The sequence below is a fragment of the Bifidobacterium sp. ESL0798 genome (assembly GCF_029395415.1).
In the GTDB taxonomy this organism is placed as follows: Bacteria; Actinomycetota; Actinomycetes; order Actinomycetales; family Bifidobacteriaceae; genus Bifidobacterium.
On the sequence record NZ_CP113914.1, the window covers coordinates 1,781,166 to 1,805,418 of the forward strand.

General features: G+C 58.6%; 20 protein-coding genes and 1 pseudogene. 1 reads left to right on the top strand and 20 read right to left on the bottom strand.

Annotated features, from left to right (window positions below; genetic code table 11):
* Positions 1 to 182: 182 nt before the first annotated feature.
* Positions 183 to 2,516: a transglycosylase domain-containing protein gene (locus OZX74_RS07405; RefSeq protein WP_277156294.1), complete on the top strand. Its 2,334-nt coding sequence runs from the start codon at positions 183 to 185 to the stop codon at positions 2,514 to 2,516.
* A 138-nt stretch (positions 2,517 to 2,654) separates the two neighbouring features.
* Here the strand turns inward: OZX74_RS07405 and leuA are convergent, their stop codons facing one another.
* The 20 genes and pseudogenes from leuA to OZX74_RS07505 form a co-directional block, all read right to left on the bottom strand.
* Positions 2,655 to 4,565, bottom strand: a complete 1,911-nt coding sequence (gene leuA, locus OZX74_RS07410; RefSeq protein WP_277156295.1) for a 2-isopropylmalate synthase — start codon at positions 4,563 to 4,565, stop codon at positions 2,655 to 2,657.
* 356 nt (positions 4,566 to 4,921) lie between these two features.
* Positions 4,922 to 5,542 (bottom strand): DUF5701 family protein, encoded by a 621-nt coding sequence (locus tag OZX74_RS07415; RefSeq protein WP_277156296.1) that lies wholly within the window; start codon positions 5,540 to 5,542, stop codon positions 4,922 to 4,924.
* A 181-nt stretch (positions 5,543 to 5,723) separates the two neighbouring features.
* Positions 5,724 to 6,797 (bottom strand): aspartate-semialdehyde dehydrogenase, encoded by a 1,074-nt coding sequence (locus OZX74_RS07420; protein WP_277156297.1) that lies wholly within the window; start codon positions 6,795 to 6,797, stop codon positions 5,724 to 5,726.
* A 401-nt stretch (positions 6,798 to 7,198) separates the two neighbouring features.
* Entirely contained in the window at positions 7,199 to 7,741 is a 543-nt protein-coding gene (locus tag OZX74_RS07425; protein ID WP_277157463.1) for an ACT domain-containing protein, read from the bottom strand.
* Positions 7,742 to 7,906: 165 nt separating this feature from the next.
* Positions 7,907 to 8,671, bottom strand: a complete 765-nt coding sequence (locus OZX74_RS07430) for an aspartate kinase (RefSeq protein ID WP_277157464.1) — start codon at positions 8,669 to 8,671, stop codon at positions 7,907 to 7,909.
* Between the two features lie 200 nt (positions 8,672 to 8,871).
* Positions 8,872 to 9,474 (bottom strand): recombination mediator RecR, encoded by a 603-nt coding sequence (gene recR, locus OZX74_RS07435; protein WP_277156298.1) that lies wholly within the window; start codon positions 9,472 to 9,474, stop codon positions 8,872 to 8,874.
* Between the two features lies 1 nt (position 9,475).
* A pseudogene (locus OZX74_RS09155) lies at positions 9,476 to 9,670 on the bottom strand (hypothetical protein); the annotation flags it as partial.
* A 293-nt stretch (positions 9,671 to 9,963) separates the two neighbouring features.
* On the bottom strand, positions 9,964 to 10,881 hold the full coding sequence (locus tag OZX74_RS07445; protein WP_277156300.1) for a hypothetical protein: 918 nt from the start codon (positions 10,879 to 10,881) through the stop codon (positions 9,964 to 9,966).
* Positions 10,874 to 12,496, bottom strand: a complete 1,623-nt coding sequence (locus OZX74_RS07450) for a DNA polymerase III subunit gamma and tau (RefSeq protein ID WP_277156301.1) — start codon at positions 12,494 to 12,496, stop codon at positions 10,874 to 10,876. Before OZX74_RS07450 ends, OZX74_RS07445 begins: the two co-directional genes overlap by 8 nt.
* A 240-nt stretch (positions 12,497 to 12,736) precedes the next feature.
* Entirely contained in the window at positions 12,737 to 13,162 is a 426-nt protein-coding gene (locus OZX74_RS07455; RefSeq protein WP_277156302.1) for an Rv3654c family TadE-like protein, read from the bottom strand.
* Between the two features lie 134 nt (positions 13,163 to 13,296).
* A complete protein-coding gene (locus tag OZX74_RS07460; RefSeq protein ID WP_277156303.1) occupies positions 13,297 to 13,833 on the bottom strand; it encodes a TadE family type IV pilus minor pilin in 537 nt (178 codons plus the stop codon).
* Positions 13,834 to 13,894: 61 nt separating this feature from the next.
* Positions 13,895 to 14,182: a DUF4244 domain-containing protein gene (locus OZX74_RS07465; RefSeq protein WP_277156304.1), complete on the bottom strand. Its 288-nt coding sequence runs from the start codon at positions 14,180 to 14,182 to the stop codon at positions 13,895 to 13,897.
* A 240-nt stretch (positions 14,183 to 14,422) separates the two neighbouring features.
* The gene (locus OZX74_RS07470; protein WP_277156305.1) at positions 14,423 to 15,070 is read right to left on the bottom strand and encodes a tadC protein; all 648 of its coding nucleotides are present in this window, start codon (positions 15,068 to 15,070) and stop codon (positions 14,423 to 14,425) included.
* Positions 15,071 to 15,137: 67 nt separating this feature from the next.
* Entirely contained in the window at positions 15,138 to 15,794 is a 657-nt protein-coding gene (locus OZX74_RS07475; RefSeq protein ID WP_277156306.1) for a hypothetical protein, read from the bottom strand.
* Positions 15,795 to 15,798: 4 nt separating this feature from the next.
* Positions 15,799 to 16,785, bottom strand: coding sequence for an ATPase, T2SS/T4P/T4SS family (locus OZX74_RS07480; RefSeq protein WP_277156307.1), 987 nt, complete (start codon positions 16,783 to 16,785; stop codon positions 15,799 to 15,801).
* On the bottom strand, positions 16,785 to 17,783 hold the full coding sequence (locus tag OZX74_RS07485; RefSeq protein WP_277156308.1) for an ATPase: 999 nt from the start codon (positions 17,781 to 17,783) through the stop codon (positions 16,785 to 16,787). Before OZX74_RS07485 ends, OZX74_RS07480 begins: the two co-directional genes overlap by 1 nt.
* Before the next feature lie 794 nt (positions 17,784 to 18,577).
* Positions 18,578 to 21,334: a polyribonucleotide nucleotidyltransferase gene (locus tag OZX74_RS07490; protein ID WP_277156309.1), complete on the bottom strand. Its 2,757-nt coding sequence runs from the start codon at positions 21,332 to 21,334 to the stop codon at positions 18,578 to 18,580.
* 314 nt (positions 21,335 to 21,648) lie between these two features.
* Entirely contained in the window at positions 21,649 to 21,918 is a 270-nt protein-coding gene (rpsO, locus tag OZX74_RS07495; RefSeq protein ID WP_277142331.1) for a 30S ribosomal protein S15, read from the bottom strand.
* Positions 21,919 to 22,267: 349 nt separating this feature from the next.
* Positions 22,268 to 23,044 (bottom strand): hypothetical protein, encoded by a 777-nt coding sequence (locus tag OZX74_RS07500; RefSeq protein WP_277156310.1) that lies wholly within the window; start codon positions 23,042 to 23,044, stop codon positions 22,268 to 22,270.
* Between the two features lie 200 nt (positions 23,045 to 23,244).
* Positions 23,245 to 24,180, bottom strand: a complete 936-nt coding sequence (locus OZX74_RS07505; protein WP_277156311.1) for an FctA domain-containing protein — start codon at positions 24,178 to 24,180, stop codon at positions 23,245 to 23,247.
* Between the last annotated feature and the right edge of the window lie 73 nt (positions 24,181 to 24,253).

The following is a 24,253-nucleotide window of genomic DNA, read 5'->3' on the forward strand; positions in this document are numbered from 1 at the left end:
AAATTGCCAAAACCGATACCCGCCAACTCCATGAAAGAACCGAGGAAAACGTTAGGCGCCACTGGCCAAGCGGTCGTGAATTGAGCCATTCTTCCGTTTTCCGTCACCAAAACCGCACATTCAAACCGCTTCTGCCCGCAAATCCCAGCTGTTTTTCAAGGGCAACCGTTACGGTAGTTGGCATGGTCACAGAGTTTCGCACAGTTTCGGCGCGTGCCGCAAATCCCGGCAGAGCCAAACCCAAACGCAGCTACAGAAACACCAAAACACCGCGCGCCCAATACTCGCGCAGCAACGCTGACACGGCCCGCAAACGTCCGAACAGACGCGGGCCGCAACGCAAGGCACCTAAAAAACACAGGCATCGCATCCTCAAATGGACGCTGGGCATCATTGCGCTGCTCATCGTCGGCGGAGCAGGCACGTTCGCCTATCTTTACGCCACCACCGAAATTCCACTCCCGGAAAAAATCGCGATGGCCGAAAAGACCAAGATCTATTACGCCGACGGCACTACTCCGGTCGGCGATTTCGCCACGCAGAACCGCGAGATCATCAGCTGCGACGCCCTGCCCAAATACATCGGGCAATCCATGGTGGCCAGCGAGAACCAGTCATTCTACAAAGACACCGGCGTCGATTTCAAAGGCATCGCACGAGCCCTGCTCAATAACGTCAGCGGAGGCGCGCGTCAGGGCGCCTCCACCATCACCCAGCAGTACGCGGAACGCTACTATATGGGCGACACCCACACGTATGCCGGCAAGGTGCGCGAAGCGATTCTGGCGATGAAAATCACCAAGTCGCAGGACAAGGACAAGGTCCTGTGCAACTACATGAACACGATTTACCTAGGCCGCGGGGCCTACGGCATCGAAGCGGCGTCGAAGGCCTACTTCAACAAGGACGCCAAGGATATGACCATGCCCGAATCCGCGCTGCTGGCCGGCATCATCCCAGCCCCTTCGACCTGGGACCCGGCGGTGAACCCCAAGCGCGCACAGCAGCGCTATACGCGCGTCATCGGCATCATGGAGAAACAGGGCTATATCAGCCCGAAGGACGCCGCGGCCAACCAGCAGATGCCGCCGACGGTAGCCCCGCAAGGCCAGCAAAGCTCGTATAAGGGAACGAACGGCTACATCCTGCAGATGGTGCGCGACGAACTGACCGGCAGCGGGGCGTTCACCCGCGACGACCTCGACACCGGCGGCTATACCATTGTCACCACCATCGACAAGGCCAAGCAGGATCTGATGTTCAACACCGCAAGCCCGTCAAGCGCGGAGAACCAGAAGATTCTCAACCAGGGCATGCAGACCGGGGCAATGAGCGTCAACCCGAAGGACGGATCGATCATCTCCTTCTACGCCGGCGACGACTACCTGAAAAAGCAGCTCAACAACGCCACACAGTCCACCTATGAGCTCGGCTCGACCATGAAGCCGTTCGCGCTTATGGCGGCCATCCAGGAAGGCGTCAGCCTCGACACGACCTTCAACGGCAACTCGCCGCGCACCTACGCCGGCATCACCGAGCCGGTCAGAAACTTCAGCAACGAGCAGTATGGCTATACGAACCTGTACCGCGCAACGGCGAATTCGGTCAACACGGTCTACATGGACCTGCAGGAGCATCTGGGGACCAAGAAGGTGGCGCAGACCGCGCAGGCGGCGGGAATGAGCCCGAGGCTCGTACCCGGCGACAACGCGTTCACCGTGCTCGGCAACAACGCCGTGCGCGTCTCCGACGTCGCGCAGGCCTACGCCACCATCGCCAATCAGGGCAACAAACCGACGCTGCATATCGTGGCAAGCGTCAAGGATTCGGCCGGCAAGGACATGTATCGCGCGCCCACCAATACCGAGCGCGTCTTCAGCGCCAACGACGCGGCGCTGGTGGCCAAGGCGATGACCGGAACCGTGCAGTACGGTACAGCCACAGAAGTGAGGAAAGTAGGCAAGACCATCGCCGGAAAAACCGGCACCGCAAACGATTCGACGGCCGGCAGCTTCATCGGCTTCACCCCCAGCGTGGTCACCGTCTTCGCGATGTGGAAGCCCGCGGCCGATGGCATCACGCCGGAGGAAATCCAACCGTTGCATGGCGGCTACGGTTCCGGCGGCCTCTACCCCGCCCACCTGTTCACCGAGTACATGAAGCAGGTACTTGCCGACCAACCGAACGAAACCTTCCCCGTCGCCCATGACGAAGGCAAGATCGGCGGCCCGGACGGCACATGGGGCAGCGGCGCCAGATCAAGTTATTCGAGCGGATCCTACAAACGCAGGAGCTACGGGAACAGCGACTCGAACAAATCGTCTGGCGGCACTTCAGACGGCTCGACCTCAACGGACTCCGGAGCTGGAAGCACAACCGGTTCTGGCGGAGCAGGAGCTGGAAATGGAACCGGCGAAACCCCGAGCCAAGGGCAGAACGAATCCAATGGCAGCACCGGCGGGGCCAGTGGCGGCGAAAGCGGACAACAGCAAAGCCCACAGACCCAGCAGCAATAAGCGATAAACAACAACATAAAGATATGGGCTTGCATCCTCGGTGAAACAAGCCCATATCTTTATGGTTTTAGGTTTTTCGCATCCTCTTTCGCCCCGGCTTTGGCAACCGGAAACAGCAGGGAATACGAGATGACCCTATCAACGCAGCGAGCGATTGATCGCGGAGATGATCGCCTTCAAGGAGCTGGTGGTGATCGACGAATCGATGCCGACGCCCCAGATGATCTTCGCGTTGGCCTCACCGCCGATCTGGCATTCGACGTAGGAGGCGGCCATCGCGTCGGTGCCGGCGGTCATGGCGTGTTCGGCGTAATCCATGACGCTGACGGTAATGGCAATCGAGGAAAGCGCGTTGAGGAAGGCGTCCAGCGGACCGTTGCCTGCGCCGCTGACCTCGCGCTCGATCGGGTCGGCGCCCGGTTCGGCACCGCGGTCCAGGAGCTTGGCCTTCAGGACGGTGTCGGAACCGTCCGAGCCGGAAGTCACCGAAACGTTCAAGAGCTTCAGGCGGCCCCACGACTGCAGATCGTCGTCGCCCTCGTCTCCCACGGCCTCGCCGATCGCGAACGAGCCGTTCTCCTCGACAGGGAGGTACTCGTCCTTGAAAAGCCTCCAGATATCGTCGTCCTTGACCTCTTTATCGGTCTTGTCGGCGTAGTTCTGCACAACCTTCTCGAACTCGATCTGCAGGCGCTTGGGAAGGTCGAGGTTGTGATTGGTCTTGAGCAAGTAGGCCATGCCGCCCTTGCCGGACTGCGAGTTGACGCGAATGATGGCCTTGTAGCTGCGACCGATGTCCTTGGGATCGATGGGCAGGTAGGGCACGAGCCAGACGAAATCGTCGAGGTTCGCCCCGCGCTCTTCGGCCGCGGCCTGGCGAGCCTCGAGCCCCTTCTTGATGGCGTCCTGATGGGAGCCGGAGAAAGCGGTGAACACGAAGCTTCCGGCGTAGGGATGACGCTCGGAGATGGTGAGCTGATTGCAGTATTCGACGGTTTTGCGAATCTTCGGCACGTCGGAATAATCGATCTGCGGATCGACGCCCTGCGTGAGCATATTGAGGCCCAGCGTGACCAGGTCGACGTTGCCGGTGCGTTCGCCGTTGCCCAGCAGGCACCCTTCGACGCGATCGGCCCCGGCGAGCACGGCCAGTTCCGCGGCGGCCACGCCCATGCCCTCATCGTTGTGCGGATGGAGCGAAAGAACGATGGAATCGCGGTCTTTGAGGTTGCGGGAAACGTACTCGACCTCGTCGGCGAAGACGTTCGGCGTCGTCATCTCAACGGTGGCCGGCAGGTTGATGATCATCTTGTGATCCGGGGTCGGCTTGATGACGTCGATGACGGCGTTGCATACCTCGACGGCGTAATCCGGCTCGGTGCCGGTGAACGATTCCGGCGAATACTCGTAATACAGGTCGGTGTCGCCGGCCGCACCCTCAAGGTCCTTGCACAGTTCGGCGGCGTCGGTGGCCAGCTTCTTGATGCCCTCTTTGTCCTTGCGGAAGACGACCTCGCGCTGAAGGACGGAAACGGAATTGTAGAAATGCACGACCGCACGCTTGGCACCGCGCAGGCATTCGTAGGTCTTGCGAATCAGATGTTCGCGGGCCTGGGTCAGCACGACGATGGTGACGTCGTCGGGGATGAGCTCGCGTTCGATCAGCAGACGCACGAAATCGTAATCCGTGTCAGAAGCCGAGGGGAAACCGACTTCGATTTCCTTGAAGCCCATCGAAATCAGGAGGTTCCAGAAACGCAGCTTGCGCTCGGAATCCATCGGGTTGACCAGCGCCTGATTGCCGTCACGCAGATCGACCGAGCACCAACGCGGAGCACGGCGCAGTTTCTTCTCCGGCCAAGTGCGCTCGGGGTAATCGAACGGAACCTGCCTGTCGTACGCAACATACTTCGTATACGGCATTTTGCTGGGCTTTTGTGGGTCTCCTACGAAACGCCGGGGAGGCAGCAGCAGGTCATTGTTACCTCCATTGGATTGTGCGGCGACTGCCGCGAGATCAAATACCGATGATGCTTGATCCTGACCCATCACTCCTCCTTTTCTTTTTTGTTGCGTACCGCACGTTGCGACGCGCTGTAACTAAATATCGTATGTTTTGATAGGCTTAATTACCTTTCAGAAACATATAAATGCTAATGATAGACGGGCCGAAGCGATAAAACCGCCCATATTCCAAGATTTGATGAGGAAAATAAAATCGCGTTCACACCAACCTATGGTTACCAGAAAATACTGTACGTATTTCCACGGTTTCCTTTGGTAACTGCGATTTAATGTGAACCATTTTCGCGACAGCTAAGTCCGAAAACTGTAAACGATGCCGGATTCATGATGAAAAACGAAAATCAGCACACTGCAGTCAACAGGCAATTTTCGTAAATTATTTAGCGGAACAGGGAGATGCCTCGCCTGGCCTGGCAGTATGCATTGCCGAGCCACGTGTGACGAGAGGTGGGCCAGACCGAGCCCAGACGCGGGGCGTTCTGACTCATCCAGATGCTCGGCACGCGACCGTCGGCGCTGCGGGAACCGAGCAGGTTGAAGCCGTTCTTACGCACCAGCCAATCCGGATGCTGGGTGGCGATGGCCAGCCCTTCCTCGAGGGTCAACGGCATACGCTCGTCGGAATCGATGAGCTTGCGGGCCACATCCGGCTCACGGTTGACGTAGGCGGTGCCGGTGTGCGGATCGATGACCAGATAAAACGGGCCCTCCGGCGGCTCGAACCCCGTTTGCGGCAGAAAACTGGCGACATCGCGCGGGGGCATGGTGGTGAAGCCGGCCATCCGGTTGATACTGGTTCGGGCAATCAGCGACTCAGGGCTGACCAGCTCGTGGGTGGGTACCAGAAGGATGTTCTCGCCCAAGTCGCTGTCTTTCAGGGCATCGATCAGGGGACGTGCGAGCGCACGGAACGCCGCCGCGCTCATATCGGCAACGTCGGGATAACCCAATGCCACGATGCGATCGAGTTGTTTTTGTGCTTCTTTAGATGCCTTCGACATACTTCCAGTATGCCACGTGCTCATGAGAAGCGCGGAGAAGTTGGGCCAATGGCGACGGCACGCCGACAACCTCATGTGCCTAGGCTCATAGCTCCAGCTATTCTCTTGCTTTCTATGCAAATGCGAGGAAAATCAGGATTCCAGACCATTTTCCCTGATTTTCATCGCAGCTAGACCATGGTTACGCGCCGAAATGCTTACGGGCCACGATTTCGGCGAGTTCGACAGCATTCAGGGCGGCGCCCTTGCGCAGGTTGTCGTTGGCGATGAAGAACGCCAGTCCCTTCTTGCCGTCGACGGCCTGGTCCTGGCGGATGCGCCCGACATAGCTCGGGTCGCGGCCCGCAGCCAGTTGCGGGGTCGGGATATCGGCCAGTTCGACGCCCGGCGCGTCCTTCAGAACCTCGCGAGCCATGTCAGGGGTGACGTCGCGCTCGAATTCGGCGTTGACGGACATGCCGTGAGCGGTGAACACGCCGACTCGCACGCAGGTGCAGGAGGCGGCAAGGTTCGGCAGATGCAGAATCTTACGGCTTTCATTACGCAACTTCTGTTCCTCGTCGGTCTCCTCGCTACCGTCATCGACGATGGCACCGATGAACGGCACGGCGTTGAAGGCGATGGTGCGCACGACCTTGGTGGGCTTGGGGAAATCGATGGCGGAACCGTCGAAGACCAGCTTGTCGGCACCTTGGTCAACGGCGGCCTTGGCTTCGTTCATCAACTGCTCGACACCGGCGCGTCCGGCTCCCGAAACCGCCTGATAGGAACTGACGATCAGGCGCTTGAGGCCGAAGTGGGTATCGAGCGCCTTCAAAACGGGGATGCAGGCCATGGTGGTGCAGTTGGGATTGGCGACGATGCGGCGCGGGATGTCGTCGAGATCGTCGGGATTGGCCTCGGCCACGACCAGCGGCACGTCATCGTGCATGCGCCATTGTGAGGAGTTATCGATGACATAGGCCCCGGCCTCGGCGAATTTCGGTGCCCAGACCTTCGAAGTGCCGCCACCGGCGGAGAAAATCGCGATGTCGATGCCGCTCAGATCGGCCTTGGCCACGTCCTCGACCACAATGTCGCGGTCGCGCCATTTGAGCACGGTACCTGCGGAATGCGAGGAAGCCAGGAAACGCAAATTGTCAATGGGGAAATTCCGTTCGTCGAGCACGCGCCGCATGACCATGCCGACCTGGCCGGTGGCTCCCAGCACCGCGACATTGACCTTGCGCTGTTGGTTTTCGTTTGATTCGGCCATCTGTTTCCTCCCGTTTGGCGACCGTTCACTCATGGCTCGCACCGCCGCAATCTCTGATTATTGTCTGCACAAACAAAGCGCAGGCGACTATATGTGCCATATCATAGCGCGAGGTACTTCGCGCCCATTGCTTGCGTACGACTATATGAGATATGTGCATGTATGTACACGAGATATGACGGCCACGAGAACGGGCCAATGCAGATAAGCAACGGCATGGCGACACAATGGAACGGTCATCGTTACTTCAACGACAATCAAATTACGATAGATTTAATCATTATCGAATAAATCTTACGTTCTTACAGGCTGCTAATCCAAGAATCCGATACGAACATCGACACACGGCGAACCCCGCACAATACCGCAATATCGAATCGCAAACCGTCCTGGCGCAACGTTTAGCGACCGGTACCCCCGTACACCACGGCTTCCACCTGATCGGCGTCAAGGCCGTAAGCGGTGTGCAGAGCCCGCACGGCGTCATCGAGCTGATCAAGCGGAACGAGGGCCGCGATGCGAATCTCGGAAGTCGAAATCATCATCACGTTGATGTGCTTGTCGCTCAACGCCTCGAAGAACTTGGCGGCCAACCCGGAATGGGTTTTCATGCCCACCCCCACCACCGCGACCTTGCCAACCTCGGAATTGACGAAATAGGAGCCATAGCCCAGTTCGGCCTTTTTGTCGTCAAGCGCCTTCTCCACCGTTTTCACCGTAGCGTCCGGCACGGTGAAGGAGATGTCCGCCTTGCCGGTCGAGGCTCCGGCCTGCACGATCATGTCGACGTTGATACCGCTTTTGGCGAGCTCGGTGAACACGCGGGCCGCCATGCCGGGAACGTCGGGAACGCCGCGCACCGTGACCAGGGATTCGGTACGATCGTGCGCGACGCCGGAAATCACAGGGGTCTCGGGGCCGAGATCCGGGAAGATGTCGCCCATCGACTTATTGTCGCTTGCGCCCGTTGCGTTTTGATCGCTGCGAAGTAGGTCATCGTCTTTCGTGTTGTCGCTGCTCATTGTGTTTCCTTTGTTCTCTTGGCGTTGAAGTCTATGAAGATATGTTCTGTTCTCATTATCCATGCAAACAGGCTCGTTGCCAGCCTGTCAATTCAGGTTCGGCAACGTTCGCGCATCGACGCCCTCCGGCACCACCAACGTGCCCATCCGGTGCGAGAACGAGCTGCGCACATGCAACGGCATATTGAAACGCTGGGCGTATTCGACGCAACGCAGGGCGAGGACCTTCGAACCGCAGGAGGCCATTTCGAGGATGGCGTCATAGCCGATGGACGGGATGCGACGAGCGCTGGGTACGATACGCGGATCGGCGGTGAAAATACCGTCCACGTCGGTGTAGATCTCGCAGATATCGGCACCCATTGCCACTGCGAGCGCCACCGCCGAAGTATCGGAACCGCCGCGGCCCAACGTGGTGTAATCACCATCGGCGTTGATACCCTGGAATCCGGCGACAATGGCGATCTTGCCGTCGTGCACGACATGGGCCACACGCTCGGGCTTCACGGCTTTGATGTGCGCCGCGCCGAATTGGGCGTCGGTCATGAAACCTGCCTGGGAACCGGTAAACGAGTAGGCGCGTTCGCCGTCGGCGTGGATGGCCATCGCCAAAAGACTCATCGAGATACGCTCCCCTGCCGTCATCAGCATGTCCATTTCGCGGGCGGGAGGATTGGAATCGATGCTCATCGCCTGATCGATCAGGTCGTCGGTGGTGTCCCCCATCGCCGAAACGACGACGGCGACATTGTTGCCCTTACGTTTTGTCTCTACAATCCGCCTGGCGACGCGCTTGATGGACTCGGCGTCGGCCACAGAGGAACCGCCGTATTTCTGCACGATGAGCGCCACGATTTCACTTATCTCCCCCGGCAGATACATCGTAAAAGATGTATGCCGCCAAATCTCAGCCGGGCCACAGACGAAACGACGCAAAAAGCGCAGCATAACCCGTTCTTGCGGTCGACTTTTGACAGTAATGATTGCATTATATGCCAGTCTCCCGCCCGATTGGGCCACCTACCACCATGCGGGCATACGCTATTGAACGTTCAGGCTTCCTGCCGGCCTTCCAAAGCCCTTCCCAGCGTGATTTCATCCGCATATTCCAAGTCACTGCCCACCGGCAGGCCGCTGGCAAGCCGCGTGACCCTGAGACCGAGCGGGGACAGCAGCCTGCTTAGGTAGGTGACGGTCGCCTCACCTTCGATGTTGGGATCAAGCGCCAGAATGATCTCCTTGACCTCATCGGTTTTGAGCCTGTCGAGCAGTTTGGGAATGGCCAGATCGCCGGGACCGACGTTGGCCATCGGGTTGATGGCGCCTCCCAGCACATGGTAGACGCCATGGAACTCACGGGTACGCTCGATGCTCATCACGTCTTTCGGCTCCTCGACCACACAGATGATGGAGTGGTCACGGCGCGGATCCGAGCAGACCGGGCACGGACTCGTCTCGCATACATTGCCGCAGATCTCGCAGAAACGCACCTTCTCCTTGACCTCGCGAATGGCGTCGGCGAGATCCTGCGCTTCCTCGTCACTGGCCGAAAGCAAATAGAACGCTATACGCTGGGCACCTTTGGGACCGATGCCCGGCAGGCGCGCGAAACCGTCGATAAGACGCTGTATCGCGCCATCATAAGCCAATGCCATCTTATCGCCTCTCCTCTTCGGGATGATTGTTGACCGGTTTGATGTTCTTGGGGTTCTTCGGATCGTCGGCCTTGAAACTCTCGACCTTTTTGACCTCGAAGAGCTTGGAGAGCTCATCCAAGCCCACCGCCGTGACATCGCCCAACGACTGGTCGTTCAGGGAATAATCATCATCCTCGGCCGCCACCCGTGGACGTTGTTCGGCATCATCGGCCAAATCGGCGTCCTGGAAACGTGCGGCCACGTCTCCCCTGTCATCGAGATTGCCCGAAGGATTGACGTTCGCAGCGGCGGATTTGCTTTGATTGTCGGATTCCGGGGAAGCTGGGGCCCCGGCACCGTTTTTGCCGTTCGTTGAAGCATAGGGGCCATTGACGGGAGAATCCGGCGGTCTGGTCTGCCAATTATCGGAATTGCTTGTAGACACCGAGTCGTGGGTACCGTTGCCGTTTGCCGGCTGCCGAGCAGCCGAACCGCCATCAGCAGCGGTTACGCCAGGGTTGGAATCGTCAGCCTCCTGCCCGTGCGCGGGGTGGCCCAAGGGTCAATGCCGTCACTGATGTCGGGCACGGCGATATGTTTCTTATGATGTTCGGCAGGTCGGTTTTCCGATTCATCGGCGGATGACGGGAGGCCGGCTCCATGGCCATCGAAATCTTGCGAGGCAGCGGCACCGGGAACCCGCCCTGTTTTCCGGTCAGTCGGATTGGAATCCGTTGCATTCCGGGAACCTGGCGTGGGCAATGGGTTCATCCATGGATCGTAATCGGCATCCATAGGGTTTTGCGACCCCGGGCCCATCGTTGATGGGTTCGAGGAACTTCCGCCATTGTGCGGCAGCACTGAAGCAAACGCGTTCGTAGCGGTATCGACACGCTGAGATGAAACGTTTTCTGTTTGCGCATCACCACTACCGGTTTTACTTATGCGGTCGTCGCCTTTGTCACTCTCATTTTCCGGGTGAGCAGCTCGATGAGAAGAATCATCGGATTCATCGGCGGCATCGGCGTCGGACTTCTTCTGTTCTTTGGGTGCCGAGGCGCTGTGGCCACTTTGCACGCCGACCATGCCCAATCCGCCGGTCGCGGAGACTTTGGCAACCGCGATATCGCGCTTGACCTTGGCAAGCTCTTCAGGCTTCATACGCTTGGTGGAAATGACCCTTTCACCGTTTGCGGCCACACCAGTGGGAGCGATCATGGTGTGAGGCCCGAATACGGAGCGCACCCCATCCAACACCACATTGGCGGCCTTCTGGCCATTGTGCTCGGCATCGGAGGCAAGCGCCAAAGCAAAGGCATGCTGGCTCAGCGCACAGTCGAAAGTCATCGACAGACGAGATCTGCCGGCGTTGTTGGTCGCCAACGAAACCGTAGGCACCTTGTCGTGCGCGACGTATTCACGCACGTCCTCCGGCAATACCTTGAGTACGATGTCCCATTTTTGTTCGACAGTGGCATTCGGGTCGACGTTCACCTTTGGGCGGCGCAACAGTTTGGCCGTTCTGCTGTGCATGTGCGCTCACGTCAGCACCGGCGGTTGCGTCGCCACGGGCGGAAGACTGCGAACTTTGTCCGTTCCCACCTTGCATGTTGCCTTGCCATCCGCTCGGTTCATCATTGGCATTCGGCGTATGAGTGCCATTGCCGGCAGCATTCTGTCCGTTGACATTATTGCTGGCCTGCTGAGTTTGGACCGTGGTATTCGGCGCAAAACCTTGAGATACGGATACCGGCTGGGTTTGAGCCTGACGATTGCCTTGCTGGTGATTCGCGGCATTTCTGCTCGAACCGATGAAACCGCCTCGGCCTTGTGGCGGATTGGCATTCTGAGGGACTCCGTTATTGTTGGCTGGAGAGCCAGCAACATTTGAGGAGACGACGGAACTGGCCTGAGCAGCGCCCGGTGCAAAACCGTTCTCGCGGCCGGCCAGCAGTTTCGCGGCCAAAAGCTCCAGACGCATACGAGGCGAGATCGCACCTGTCATACTGCCCAAGGTGTCGTTGATGGTCTCGGCCATCGCCGTAAGCGTCGCAAGTCCCAACGCTTTGGATTGTCGGTGCAGATCGCTCATATCCTCGACCGCGGAGTCGTCGCTCAACACGTTTTCCGCCTTCTCGCCACCAAGGGTGAGTACAAGAAGATCGCGGACACGGGCAAGCAGATCCTCCACGAACCGTCTGGGTTCGAAGCCGCCTACCACGACTTTCTCGACCACGGCGTAAAGCTTCTCGCCGTCCTTGTCGATGACAGCGTCAATCGACTCGCCGATAAGCTCGTCGGGGGTAAAGCCGAGCAGCGCTACTGCGGAATCGTATGACACCTCGTTGTCGACGGCACCGGCCATCAACTGGTCGAGCACGGAAAGCGTGTCGCGCACCGATCCACCGCCGGCACGCATGGTAAGCTTCAGCACGCCCGGTTCCAGATCGATATGCTCCTTGTCGCATACCTCTTCAAGATACGGCCCCATGACCTCAGGCGGCACCAGACGGAACGGATAATGGTGGGTACGCGAACGAATCGTCGAGATGACCTTGTCGGGCTCGGTGGTGGCGAAGATGAACATGACATGTTCCGGCGGCTCTTCCACGATCTTCAACAGGGCGTTGAACCCCTGCTGGGTGACCATATGGGCTTCGTCAAGGATGAAAATCTTATACCTGTCACGGGCCGGGGCGAATGCGGCACGCTCCCGCAGCTCACGGGCATCCTCGACGCCGTTGTGGCTGGCGGCATCGATCTCGACCACGTCGATCGAACCGGGACCGCCGGTGGCCAAGTCCTTGCAGCTTTCGCATTCACCGCATGGGTGCGAGGTCGGACCTTTGGCGCAATTGATGCACCGGGCCAATATGCGCGCGGAACTGGTCTTGCCGCAGCCCCTCGGCCCGCTGAAGAGGTAGGCATGGGTGAGCCTGCCTTCGTCCAACGCCCGGGAAAGAGGGACGGTGACCTGATCCTGCCCTATGATGCCATCAAATGTGTCTGGCCGATACCGTCGATACAATGCAAGTGCCATATCTCTAACCTACCTTCACCCGACTATCTTTGAGGAATATTTCGCAAGCGGATTCGCTCTCTTTCGGTCTTCCAAGCGCGTCGGGTCAGCGGTGACCGTCGCGTTCACGGCCTTCAAACTCGCCGACTGAAGAGCATACGTCAGAGCCATTGAGAGAAAACTCTGAATCCTACCGGCTGCGAGGATCGCAGCCGTCCCGTTGCGTCGCGCCAACAACAACGTTGACATCCATCGGAATTCCTATGAACACTCTACCGGCCCTGCCCGGGCCATGCGGGAGACCGTGGGGACGAACGGGACCGCGGTTTTCACGGCGACGTTGACGGTGACATCTTCTTCATCCACCGTGCAAGTGATCAGTGCCGCCTTGTTGAGTGTTGAGGCCAGGCGGGATTTGATGCATGGGTCGAAATCACCGTCACGCGCCGACGACGCTCCCGCGATGGCAGCCTGATCGGCGGCCGAGCGAGCTTGCGAGATACAGGCCAGTAGATTGCCGCCCAAGGCAATGGCCGATAGCAGCACCGCGGCAACAGCGATCAGCATGACCCCGTTGATGGTTCCGGAACCCTCGTCACATATGCCATTGTTTCGCAGCCCGTGATGCGCAATCGTTGAAGCCGATGCCGACTTGCCGAACACGGGCAAAGCGAAGAATCGCTTCACCCGATTCGACACTTCAAATCGAAAATCGTGCAAAAGCGAACAGTCATGACACTTTCTTTCGCTTTTGGCGGCCCTCATCATCTCGATGCCTTTCAGCTCTTTTCCAGCACCGAAGCGCTTGTGCCGCCGGCCCATCATTGAATTACCCCCGTCGCTTTGCCGACCACGGCCATGGGCAAGACATGCATGGGATCAGGCACCACGCGACAGCTCACTGTCACCTTGACCTGCTTGAAACCTCTCGATATGGAGACGCTGGCATCGCCTCCGGCGGCATCTTGCGCGGCAAGACGGGCCTCGTAGTCGCTTTTGGACACCACGGCCACACGCGCGGCTGCAGAGGCGGCGTCCTGGCAGTTCATCTCCACCGTGACCGCCCTGGCCAGCATCATCAGCAGCACGGCCATCGCCATCACGGCCGGAAGCACCACAGCGAACTCGGCGGTGACGGCACCTTCGTCGCTGCGTGCCCGTTGGCGCGGACCGAAGCCGCCAAAACGCCGATGCCGGCCGCCGGTCACATGGCTGCGAAGCCGCTGATACAAGCGACGCGCCCATGTCATCAGCGAGGTGACCATACTATCTGACATGCCGACAGCCATCACGATGAGGCGCCTGTGCGAATAACGTTGCGTCACTGCTTGCGACTGCGCCATTTGAAATGACATCATTCACCGCATCCTCTCTGCAATCCACATCGTCCGTTCCCATCCCAGACCGGAAAACGCGAGATCAGACCACCTTGAGCGCCTTCTTGACCAACGCCATCAGCAGGGCCTTTACGGCGCCGGATTTGAGCAAAGCCACCAGCACCGCCGCGAATCCTGTTGCGGCGACAAGAACCACCGCGTATTCCGCCGTCGCCGCGCCTTCGTCAGGCTGCGCCATAACAGTGCGGAAACGGGCATCGAGCAGGCACAGCTGTCCTTTGACCTGCCTTGAGCGCTCGGAGAGACGGGAGGCAAAACCTGTGACGGCACCAGTGTTGTTTTGGTTGATAGTCATCAATTCTTTAGCCATGATTGCTCCTTTGATTTTTCGGAAATTTGTCATCGCAGCCGTTGCGGTTGCGATATCCTCAGTCTGACAGAAATGTCTCGTTTACCGTGAGGATTTCGGGTACTGTGGTCGGATGATAGCGGTTATGCACATTCCGGGCGTGTCGCACTTTTCATCCACAGCAATTGTTGACGGCGATGTGGAATATCGAAAAGTTATCAACATCGCAAAGCCCGCCTATGGATAGGCAACCGGCAGATTCTAGTGACCGATGAACGAGCCTATGGCGGGGATGATGCCGATGAGCATGAAAGAGGGAAGAAAACAGAGTCCCGTGGGCAAAAGAAGTTTGACCGAAAGCCTCTGAGCTGATTGCTCGATCGTTGCACGGGCTCTGGCATCAAGCTGCTCGACCGCGCTTTCCAATGGGCCGACCGGCGAAACACCGCGGGTCCAGGTGCTTTTCAGAGCATCGTCAATGATGCCTAATGCATCAAGCGTGAAAGCGACATCAGCCGAAGATGAATCGTCGTCATCATTCCGATATTTTCCGCGATGCCCGGCATCCGGCTCGGGCCTCTGCCCGTCGTACCGGCCGGTCTTCTGGCAGGACAGGGAAGCGGCGAACCATGCATCCTCCCAGCTGAACCCAAGCATCAATGAGCGCGAAGCCCGGCAGAGCCCGTCTCCCAGCGTCCCGCCGACAATCGAGCCGATGACCTCGAGGGCGTGGGGAATCGACGAGCCTTCGCGCATGGCCACCGCCATCATCTCCAAAATAACCCCAAGCGACGGACCAGCCGCAAAGGTCTTGTCCAAAGCACCCAACTGCCGCGAAAGCATCTGTGCAGGCGGATGCCAGAGCATCCACGCAACAGCGGCAAGACATCCTGAAATTAATGCGTCCATATTCATCGCCCCCGACTGATGTAATACATGTCAAAGAGTGTCATCACCGTTTTTCCTTGTCGTGCCTTCAGCCGCATCCACACCATCCATCAACGCTTTCATCCACAGCATTCCCAATCCATAGGTACCTGCCCCCAGCAATAAGCAAACCCGACCGGCGCCATTGCCGAAGAGAAAGGCCAGAGGCGAGGCACCCATCAGCTGCGCCAAAACGAGGGTGGCCAGCCAGCGGCAATAAGGAAAGAAGCTTCACCGTTGATTTCGGCACGGTGAAGGCATTGTCTTTCAAAGTCTTCATCATCCGGTTGCGTTTGTAGGACGAAGCAACGGCATCCAGACAATGCGAGGCCTCGCACCCGAGGGTTTTGCTGAGTTTGCATGCCAGATCCAGCTCTATGGCCGCCTGATTCGCCTGATCCACCGTCTCCTTCTTGCCCAATTGGGCATACAGAATGTCCTGCAATTGCGCCAAATCAGGCATGGTGGCGGTTTCACTGAGGGGCTCACCCTGCATCTGTTCACCAAAAGCTTCTTCAAGCGACCCACCTGCCTTGACCAAAGCCCTCAGCGCATCGATACACGAGAGGATACCCGCCTTATGCATGTCCTGAGATGTGGCGGCAGTTGGAGCGAGCGCCTCGTGTTTGCCCGTTTCGTTCGGCCAACCAAGACAAAGAACCGCGCCGACAAGCAAAAGCGCGGCCGCCAACGCATAGCAATCCATGCCATCACCCCGCCCAACGACTGACGAAACTGTCCCATCCCGGTCCGGGCACCGGCATCCCGATGCCGTCCCAAGTTGCTATCGGCTCGCCGACGAAATGCTCGTAATCCTTCGAAAGTCTGCCAATTTGAGCGATTCGCCGCCTGCCGTTGCAACGTTCAAGATGCAGGACGACATCAAAAGCCCCGGCGGCAAGCATCGTCAGAGCCGGCTGGCTGAGCCCGGCCAAAAGACCCAATGACACCAACCGGGAGGGCACACGGTCGACGCTGTCGGCGTGCAAGGTGACCATGCCTCCATGATGTCCCGAATTGAAGGCTCGCAGAAGATCGGCGATCTCCTCGCCTCGACATTCCCCCAGAATGATGCGGTCCGGACGCATGCGCAACGTGGCCTTCACCAATTCCGGCAAACCTATCGCACCCGCGCCTTCCACATTGGCCTCGCGGGCAACCAAGGAAACGTGATTGCCTCGGCCGAGCGTACCCAATTCGCGGACTTCCTCGACGCTGACCACGCGCTCGGCAGGATCGGCTTGGGCGAGCAGGGCTTTCAGCAATGTGGTCTTGCCAGCTCCCGTCCCTCCGGTGATCAGTATCGTCGCGCGTTTGCTGACCAGACCGCAAAGCAGAGGAAACCACGAAGAAGGAAACAAGCCCCGTGCCCCGAGACCGCTTAGTTGCGGAACCGTTCGGCTCGGGAAGCGTATCGAGATACTCGCACCCACCGGCACAATCGGCGCGATGACGGCATGGATACGAATGCCCTCGACGCTGGAAGCGTCGGCGATCGGGCAGGCATCGTCAAGCCGTTTACCCAGTTGGGCGCAGAGCTGGGTCGCGTATTCGCGAACGACCTGGGGCGAACGAAACGGCACCGCAGGGTGATACTCGCTCATGCCACCCCGGTCGACCCACACCCGGCCCTCACAGGTCACGGCGATATCGGTCAGCGCGCGTTCATGCGACAATTCCTCAAGAGGCCCAAACATCAATGTCGCTCACCTCCGTCAACCGCGTCGCTGACGGCATGGGCCAACTCGGCCATCACTGTCCGGTCGGCTTTCGCGATCTTGAGCCCCAGACCCTCCAAGGCATCGCTGGTTCTCGCGTTGCCGGGACATATCGGCCCGAGGATCTGATGCCCCAGATACTCACTCGCCTCATTGATGTCCACCACACCGCGCCGACGCGAAGTGCCCCTAGGCTCGATGCCCACAATCGCCGCCAGACGCGTGGTTCCATAGTCTTCAAAGTATTCGCCCTCGCCATCTGCGGCAAGGCCATCTCCACAAGATTGCGAACACGACTGAACCGAGTATTCATGCGAATCCATACCATCGTCTGCAGAACAATCGTCGCGTCGGCCGATCGAATTGAAATGGCCCGAAACAACCTTTCCCAGCAAGGCCTTGGCACGGGCCAAGCCAAGCACCGAAAGCTCAATCACGACCACTACCGGCGCGAGGCGCAGTTCAGGAACCATATCGACGACCCGGCCATCAGCACCATCGATGAGCACCGCGTCGACGCTGCGTTCCAAAGCCGACATTGCAGCCTCGACCTCCCACCATTCCGGGATTTCGCTATTCCACGAATCGTAAGCCAGAACGGGAATGCCCTCCCAATGCGGAAGCCGCCTGCTCAGCACGTCGCCATCGATCTTGCCCAACGGCGCATTCAGGGTGCCGAATCGCAGGCCTTTATCGTTCTCAAGGCCCAGCAGAATATCGAGACCGCCTGCGCCAAAATCCGCATCCACCAATGCGGCGCTTCTGCCTCTGTCCTTGAACTGCAATGCAGTCAACGAGCAGAGCGCGCTCAGCCCCACTCCCCCGCTCGCCGAAAGGAAAACCACCGTCCGCTTAGCGAATGCATGGGTGACGATACTTTTGTTTTTCGGTGAATCATCAGGTGAGGCGCAACCGTTCTCGTCTCGACCTTTCTTTTCCGTCCGCGAGACTTCTCCCAATCTTTGTGTTTGCGGCATTGGAGGCTCGGTTAATGTCAATGCCGCTACCCCAGCGGCTTGAGGCTGGAGAACCGCAATCTTCTGCGTTGCAGTGGGCCGAAGCATCAGAGCGGTCGCGTTCAACGACAAATCGGGTACATTCAGCACTTGAGGAGAACGCGGCAATTCACGCATCGACAAAGGGCTCTGCGGCCGATACGGCTGAGGTTTCATGGATTCCGGCAACCTCGCCGGCGATGGAATCGCGGAAATTGTGGAAGGCGACCTTTGCGGCCGCAGCCTTTTGACCCGCCTGCCTTTTACCTCGGCAGGCAACAGTATTCTTTTGTGCCTCGCAAACGGCGTGTCCGCGCGATGCGGTCTTGAAATCGTAAGTGCATTTTCCATATACCTATTCAATCCACTTGCAGGCCGGTAATGCAAGCTGAAACGGGTACTGTGGTCGAATGATAGGGGTTATCCACATTTGAGGCGTGTCGCGGGATGAACCGTCCAACAGTGCACATTCATCCACACCAAACAAATCAAATCATCATAAAACATTGAAAATAGAGATGAAACGATAATAAAATGACCTGTTTCCAGCACGAACCCAGCAAGATGCTGGAAACAGGTCACTGAGAGACCTTAAACGACCCGTTTCTAGCACAAAGCCGGTCGAATGCTAGAAAACGGTCAGTGAGGATTCTAAATGAGCAGTAGGCATCAGCAGATATACAAACTGGTCTGCAACCAAACCAAGCAGGTTGCAGACCAGTTATCCGTTATCTAACGATACGATTGAACGACTATCCGGCCAATCAATCGTTCAATCAGTCATCGAACGGATCGAAATCACGGCGGACACGGCGGCGCGGACGCTCGCTGCGTTCTTCGCGGTCCTCACGATACTCGTCATAATGATCGTCGGTCGCATACCGAGGGTTGCGATCGTTGCGGCGAGCGCCACCACGGTGCCCCTCACGACGATTGGATCGACGGTAATCATCACGGTCCTCACGCTCAGAACGACGACGACGCGGACGATCATCGAAATCAACATCGTCATCACGCACATCACGATCGTCGCGATCATGGCCGCGACGGTCATCACGATCGGAACGACGACGGTCGTCACGGTCCTCACGCTCAGAACGACGACGACGCGGACGATCATCGAAATCAACATCGTCGCGATCCTCACGGTCCTCACGGCCACGGCCGGAACGACGGTCCCTTCGATCGTCACGATCATCATGATGGCGACGCTCCTCGCGGTCCTCATGGTCGCGGTCATGGTCACGATGGCCGCGATAGCCGCGTCCGCCGCGATCGTCATGGTCACGACGCGAGCCACGGCCACCGCCGCGCGGTGAGGATTCCTGATCTTCGAAACCGGGGATGGCCAACGAGATCTTGCCGCGGTCGTCAACGCCCTGGACGGTCACCTCAACGGTGTCGCCTTCCTTCAGCACGTCTTCGACGGCGTCGATGCGCTCGCCGTTGGTCAAGTTGCGGATCTGTGAGATGTGCAGCAGACCGTCGGTGCCGGGCGTGAGGTTGACAAACGCGCCGAAGCTCGTGGTCTTGACGACCTTGCCGTTGAAGTTCTCGCCGACGGCGGGAACATGCGGATGCGCGATGGCGTCGATGGTCGCCTTGGCCTTCTCGGCCCCGTCGCCACCCTCGGAGGCGATGTAGATGGTGCCGTCGTCCTCAACAGAGACGTCAGCGCCGGTCTCTTCCTGAATCTGGTTGATCATCTTGCCCTTGGGCCCGATGATCTCGCCGATCTTGTCGACCGGGACGGTGGTGGTGATGATGCGCGGGGCGTACGGGCTCATCTCGGCCGGGGCGTCGATGCACTCGTTGATGACCTCGAGGATCGTGGTGCGGGCTTCCTTCGCCTGCTGCAGTGCGGCCGCCAGAACGTCGGCGGGGATGCCGTCGAGCTTGGTGTCGAGCTGGAGCGCGGTGATGAATTCGGAGGTGCCGGCGACCTTGAAGTCCATGTCGCCGAACGCGTCCTCGGCACCCAGGATGTCGGTCAGGGTCTTGTAGATGTGCTTGCCGTCGACATCACCGGAGATGAGGCCCATCGCGATGCCCGCGACAGGAGCCTTCAGCGGAACACCCGCGTCGAGCAGCGAAAGCGTGGAGGCACAGACGGAACCCATGGAGGTCGAGCCGTTGGAGCCGATGGCCTCGGAGACCTGACGGATGGCGTACGGGAAGTCTTCCTTGCTGGGCAGCACCGGCACGAGCGCCTTTTCGGCGAGCGCACCATGGCCGACCTCGCGGCGCTTCGGGGAGCCCACGCGGCCGGTCTCACCGGTCGAATACGGCGGCATCTCGTAATTGTGCATGTAACGCTTGGTGGACGGTCCGGAGATGGCATCGAGCGTCTGCTCCATCTTCAGCATGTTCAGCGTGGTGACGCCCAGGATCTGGGTCTCGCCGCGCTGGAAGAGCGCGGAACCGTGCACGCGCGGCACGATGCCGACCTCGGCGGAAAGCGTGCGGATGTCGCGCAGACCGCGACCGTCGATGCGGAAGTCCTCCGTCAGAACGCGACGACGCACGATCTGGCGCTGCAGTTCCTTGAAGGCGTTGCCGAGTTCCTTTTCCTTCTCGGCGTCGTCCATATCGGTGAATTCGTCGGCAAGCTTAGCGCGAACGTCTTCCTTGATCTCGTGAATACGCTCCTGGCGCGGCAGCTTGGCCGCGATGGACAGGGCATCGTTGAGGTCGGCATGGGCGATTTCATCGATGCGCTTGTACAGTTCGTCCGTATATTCCGGGAAGAGCTGGAATTCCTTGTCGTTCTGCTTACCGGCCTTCTCCTTGAGCTCGTTCTGAGCCTCGCAGATGACCTTGATGAACGGCTTGGCGGCCTCAAGGCCACCGGCCACGACTTCCTCATCCGGCTTGATCTGGCCCTCGTCATAGATGAGGTTCCAGGCGTTCTTGCCGGCGCCGGCCTCGATCATGGCGATGGCGACGTCGCCGTTTTCAACGACACGGCCGGCCACGACGATCTCGAAGACCGCACGCTCACGCTCGCTCCAACGCGGGAAGGCGACCCACTGGCCGTCGACCAACGCCAGACGCACACCGGAAACCGGGCCCTCGAAGGGCAGGCCGGAGATCATGGTGGATGCGGATGCGGCGTTCAAAGCGATCATGTCGTAGGCATCGTCCGGGTTGCAGGCAAGCACGGTCTCGACGACCTGTACCTCGTTGCGCAGCGTGTGCGGGAAGAGCGGACGCAGCGGACGGTCGATGATACGGCAGGCCAGGATGGCGTCGTTCGACGGGCGGCCTTCACGACGGAAGAACGAGCCCGGGATCTTGCCGGCGGCGTACATCTTCTCTTCCACATCGACGGTCAGCGGGAAGAAATCGTAGTTTTCCTTCGGGCTGCTTCCGGCGGTGGTGGTCGAAAGGACCATCGAATCATCATCGAGGTAGGCGGCTACGGCGCCGTCCGCCTGCTGGGCCAGACGGCCCGTTTCGAAGCGCAAGGTGCGCTTGCCAAATGTTCCATTGTCAATAACGGCCTCTACGGCCTTGATTTCGGGACCCTCCAAGGGTTCCTCCTTTGTTTAATTTCTACTATCCAACATACTGCAAAATGCTTTTGTCAACATCCGACCCCTGTCTTTTTGTGTAAGGCTTACCTGGCCTCTACCAACGTTGGCGACGGCACATTGACTTTCACTTCTCAGTCTGAAGCAGCATTGCCGGCAATCATGCCGGAACACATATCCAGTTCTTTCAATTATCGACCCTCACCTTAGGGCCGTCGGTTTTCAACACCAGCGAACATCATGAGACGGGCTGCCCCGTCCTGTCCAATCAGACCTCTGAAAAAGCCCGAGCACGGGGCCCGGGCATACAACAGCTATCGACGAAGACCAAGACGCTCGACCAAGGAGCGATAGCGATTGATATCGACCTTCTTCAGATAGTTGAGAAGACGACGACGATCGCCGACCATCAACAGCAGGCCACGACGAGAGTGGTTATCGTGCTGGTGGGTCTTCAGGTGCTCGGTCAGATCGGAGATACGCTTGCTCAGCAGCGCAACCTGAACCTCGGGAGACCCCGTGTCGCCTTCGTGCGTCGCATACTTGGTTACGATCTCATGCTTTTCTTCAGCCGTAAGTGCCACGGCATCCTCCTTATAGTTGCTGCGCGGTGCCATCGGCGTTATGCCGAAGCGCTCTCTATCCGCGGGCGAGTACACGCCAAGTTTCCAGTATAGGAATAGGTAGGGATGAACGCAATCCCCATTTCCCAAACCATGGCCTGATCGTCGTCGACCTACCTCTTGATTCATGGATGCGAGGAAAATCAGCGTTTTCGACCCCAAACCCTGATTTTTATCGCATGTTCAATCGGACACGCGAGAAAAATCAAGATTCGAGGACGTTTCGGCTGATTTTCCTCGCATCTTCATGATCATGGCGCGGCGAACGGCACCGCACAGCGACGGTCAATGCCACACAATGGCAGCAGAGTCACACGGCAGCGAGCAAGCCGCTGAAGAGGACGATCAAGAGGGCGATGCCTTCGATGACAAAGTACAGGAGGAACGAAGCCCAGCTGCGCGTCAGAACGTTCAGCGGCGAATCCTTCTTGATGCAGACCAGCAGGCCCACGAAAAGAATCGCATAGACGCCCGCCGCAACCAACGCCGCGATGATGCCGAGGTTCGCCGCGTTCGGCAGCGTGGCCGAGGAACCGTACATGACGTAGGTGGAGTACCAGAATTGGAATTTCAAAAGCGAGACACCTGCAATCAGCTGCTCGAAAGCCAGCAGAAGCAGGAAAAGAACACGCCACAGCCAGGAATGTGCCTCGACAAACGAAAGCGCAAACGTGGCGAGGGCGAAGACGGTGACCGCCCACGAGACCAGCGCGACGCCCTGCGGCGCGAACGGGCTCAGAAGCCCGACTACCTGGGCGGTGTGACGCACCGCGAGCGCACGCCCGAACCAATACGGAGCAATGAGAGCGACCAGCAGAATAACCAGATAGACCACCCAACGCATGGGATGGAACTGGCTGCGTTTGATGTCGGCCAAGGAGAGGTCGGTCTGCGGTATGGAGGCTTCGGGATGTTTGGAAACGCTGACCTTCTCGACCTTGCCTCCGACAATTTCGACAGCCTCGTTGTCAGGGAGGCTTCCATCAGCCAAGGAAACCGAAGCCTTCTCCCCTGTGCCTTGGCCGTCCAAATCCGATGGCCTGTTATCTTCGGCCATGCGATTTTGCTGTTCCGTTTCGTCTGCCATCAACCATGCCTCACTATTTCCTAAGACGCATCCAAGCACGTCCTATCCAGTCAAACCAGATACCAAGACTACCAATACTACCTCTGCGATAAGAAATGGGGACTACATAAGCGGAAATCGCATAAGCCGGGACAATACAGCGGATGCTCAAACCGAAATATATCGGTTTGAGCATCCGTTCCATCCGTTGAGCTCCGCCACTAGTCTCTACAACGACACGCGAGGATCAACGACACGCCAGCCAGCAGGAGCGTGAGACCGAACATCGCAATGGCAATGACATCATCGCCAGTCTTGGCCAATGATTTTCCTGCCGGGTCGGGACGGTATTCGTTGTGAAACACCGCCGCGTCCACCGGCAAACCGCCGCGGGCCAACGAGATGGAAGCAGCCAGCCCATGCGAGGCCGCTTCCTCCGTGACCCTAACCGTGACACCGTACGACGTACGGTCGTAGGTGACACCGTGTTCCATACCGGCCACTTCGGTCAGCACATAGCGCCACACACCCGTATGCGAGAACCTCATGGAAAACTTGGACTGCCCCTTGCTCTGAAGATTCACCGGGGAGACGAGCGACTGCGACATCAACGAGCCTACAGGCTGCGAGGAAACCGGAGAGCCGGAGCTTGAGGGGGCAGCCGCACTGACACGATTGATCGGAGCGGTCAAAGCACCCGTACCGCCGTGCTCCGGATTGCCATTGCTCGGCGTGAGTAGGACTCTGAATTCGCCGTCCTTCAACGCCCGCCCATTAAGCACCTTGCCGACGGAAAGTTCAGCATCGACATAAGCCGGCGTGTAAACGTTCTCGAAAAGCACATCGGAAACATTCTTGTCCATCGAAGCAGCCAGCATGCCCGACACGTCGTTCACCGTAACCGTCACCACGTACGAGCGACCGTCATAGCTGATGGTCGAATCATGGCCCGCAATCTCAACGATCCGGTAACGATATGTACCGGGATGAGCGTACGTAATCGAACCGAACGTAAATGCCGGACCAACGTTCTTCACCGTAGACTTGCCATTGGCAGAACCAGACGGCATTGGCACCTTGTCGGCCGCAACCGTACCCGACGCATCGGTGCTGTCCAAAGCCGTTAGTGCAAACTCGAACTCGCCATCGGCAGGCATGCGATGAGTACCGGCGTCGGCATTGCGCACCGACTTCACGCCACCCAGCGAGGCCGCCACATGCTTCGGATCG

Coding starts and splice junctions, on each gene's coding strand:
- OZX74_RS07405 (WP_277156294.1), top strand. CDS start 183: ATGGTCACAGAGTTTCGCACAGTTTCGGCGCGTGCCGCAAATCCCGGC.
- leuA (WP_277156295.1), bottom strand. CDS start 4,565: ATGGGTCAGGATCAAGCATCATCGGTATTTGATCTCGCGGCAGTCGCC.
- OZX74_RS07415 (WP_277156296.1), bottom strand. CDS start 5,542: ATGTCGAAGGCATCTAAAGAAGCACAAAAACAACTCGATCGCATCGTG.
- OZX74_RS07420 (WP_277156297.1), bottom strand. CDS start 6,797: ATGGCCGAATCAAACGAAAACCAACAGCGCAAGGTCAATGTCGCGGTG.
- OZX74_RS07425 (WP_277157463.1), bottom strand. CDS start 7,741: ATGGGCGACATCTTCCCGGATCTCGGCCCCGAGACCCCTGTGATTTCC.
- recR (WP_277156298.1), bottom strand. CDS start 9,474: ATGGCATTGGCTTATGATGGCGCGATACAGCGTCTTATCGACGGTTTC.
- OZX74_RS07450 (WP_277156301.1), bottom strand. CDS start 12,496: ATGGCACTTGCATTGTATCGACGGTATCGGCCAGACACATTTGATGGC.
- OZX74_RS07460 (WP_277156303.1), bottom strand. CDS start 13,833: ATGATGTCATTTCAAATGGCGCAGTCGCAAGCAGTGACGCAACGTTAT.
- OZX74_RS07465 (WP_277156304.1), bottom strand. CDS start 14,182: ATGGCTAAAGAATTGATGACTATCAACCAAAACAACACTGGTGCCGTC.
- OZX74_RS07470 (WP_277156305.1), bottom strand. CDS start 15,070: ATGGACGCATTAATTTCAGGATGTCTTGCCGCTGTTGCGTGGATGCTC.
- OZX74_RS07475 (WP_277156306.1), bottom strand. CDS start 15,794: ATGGATTGCTATGCGTTGGCGGCCGCGCTTTTGCTTGTCGGCGCGGTT.
- OZX74_RS07480 (WP_277156307.1), bottom strand. CDS start 16,785: ATGTTTGGGCCTCTTGAGGAATTGTCGCATGAACGCGCGCTGACCGAT.
- OZX74_RS07485 (WP_277156308.1), bottom strand. CDS start 17,783: ATGCCGCAAACACAAAGATTGGGAGAAGTCTCGCGGACGGAAAAGAAA.
- OZX74_RS07500 (WP_277156310.1), bottom strand. CDS start 23,044: ATGGCAGACGAAACGGAACAGCAAAATCGCATGGCCGAAGATAACAGG.
- OZX74_RS07505 (WP_277156311.1), bottom strand. CDS start 24,180: ATGCCTGCCGATGGCGAGTTCGAGTTTGCACTAACGGCTTTGGACAGC.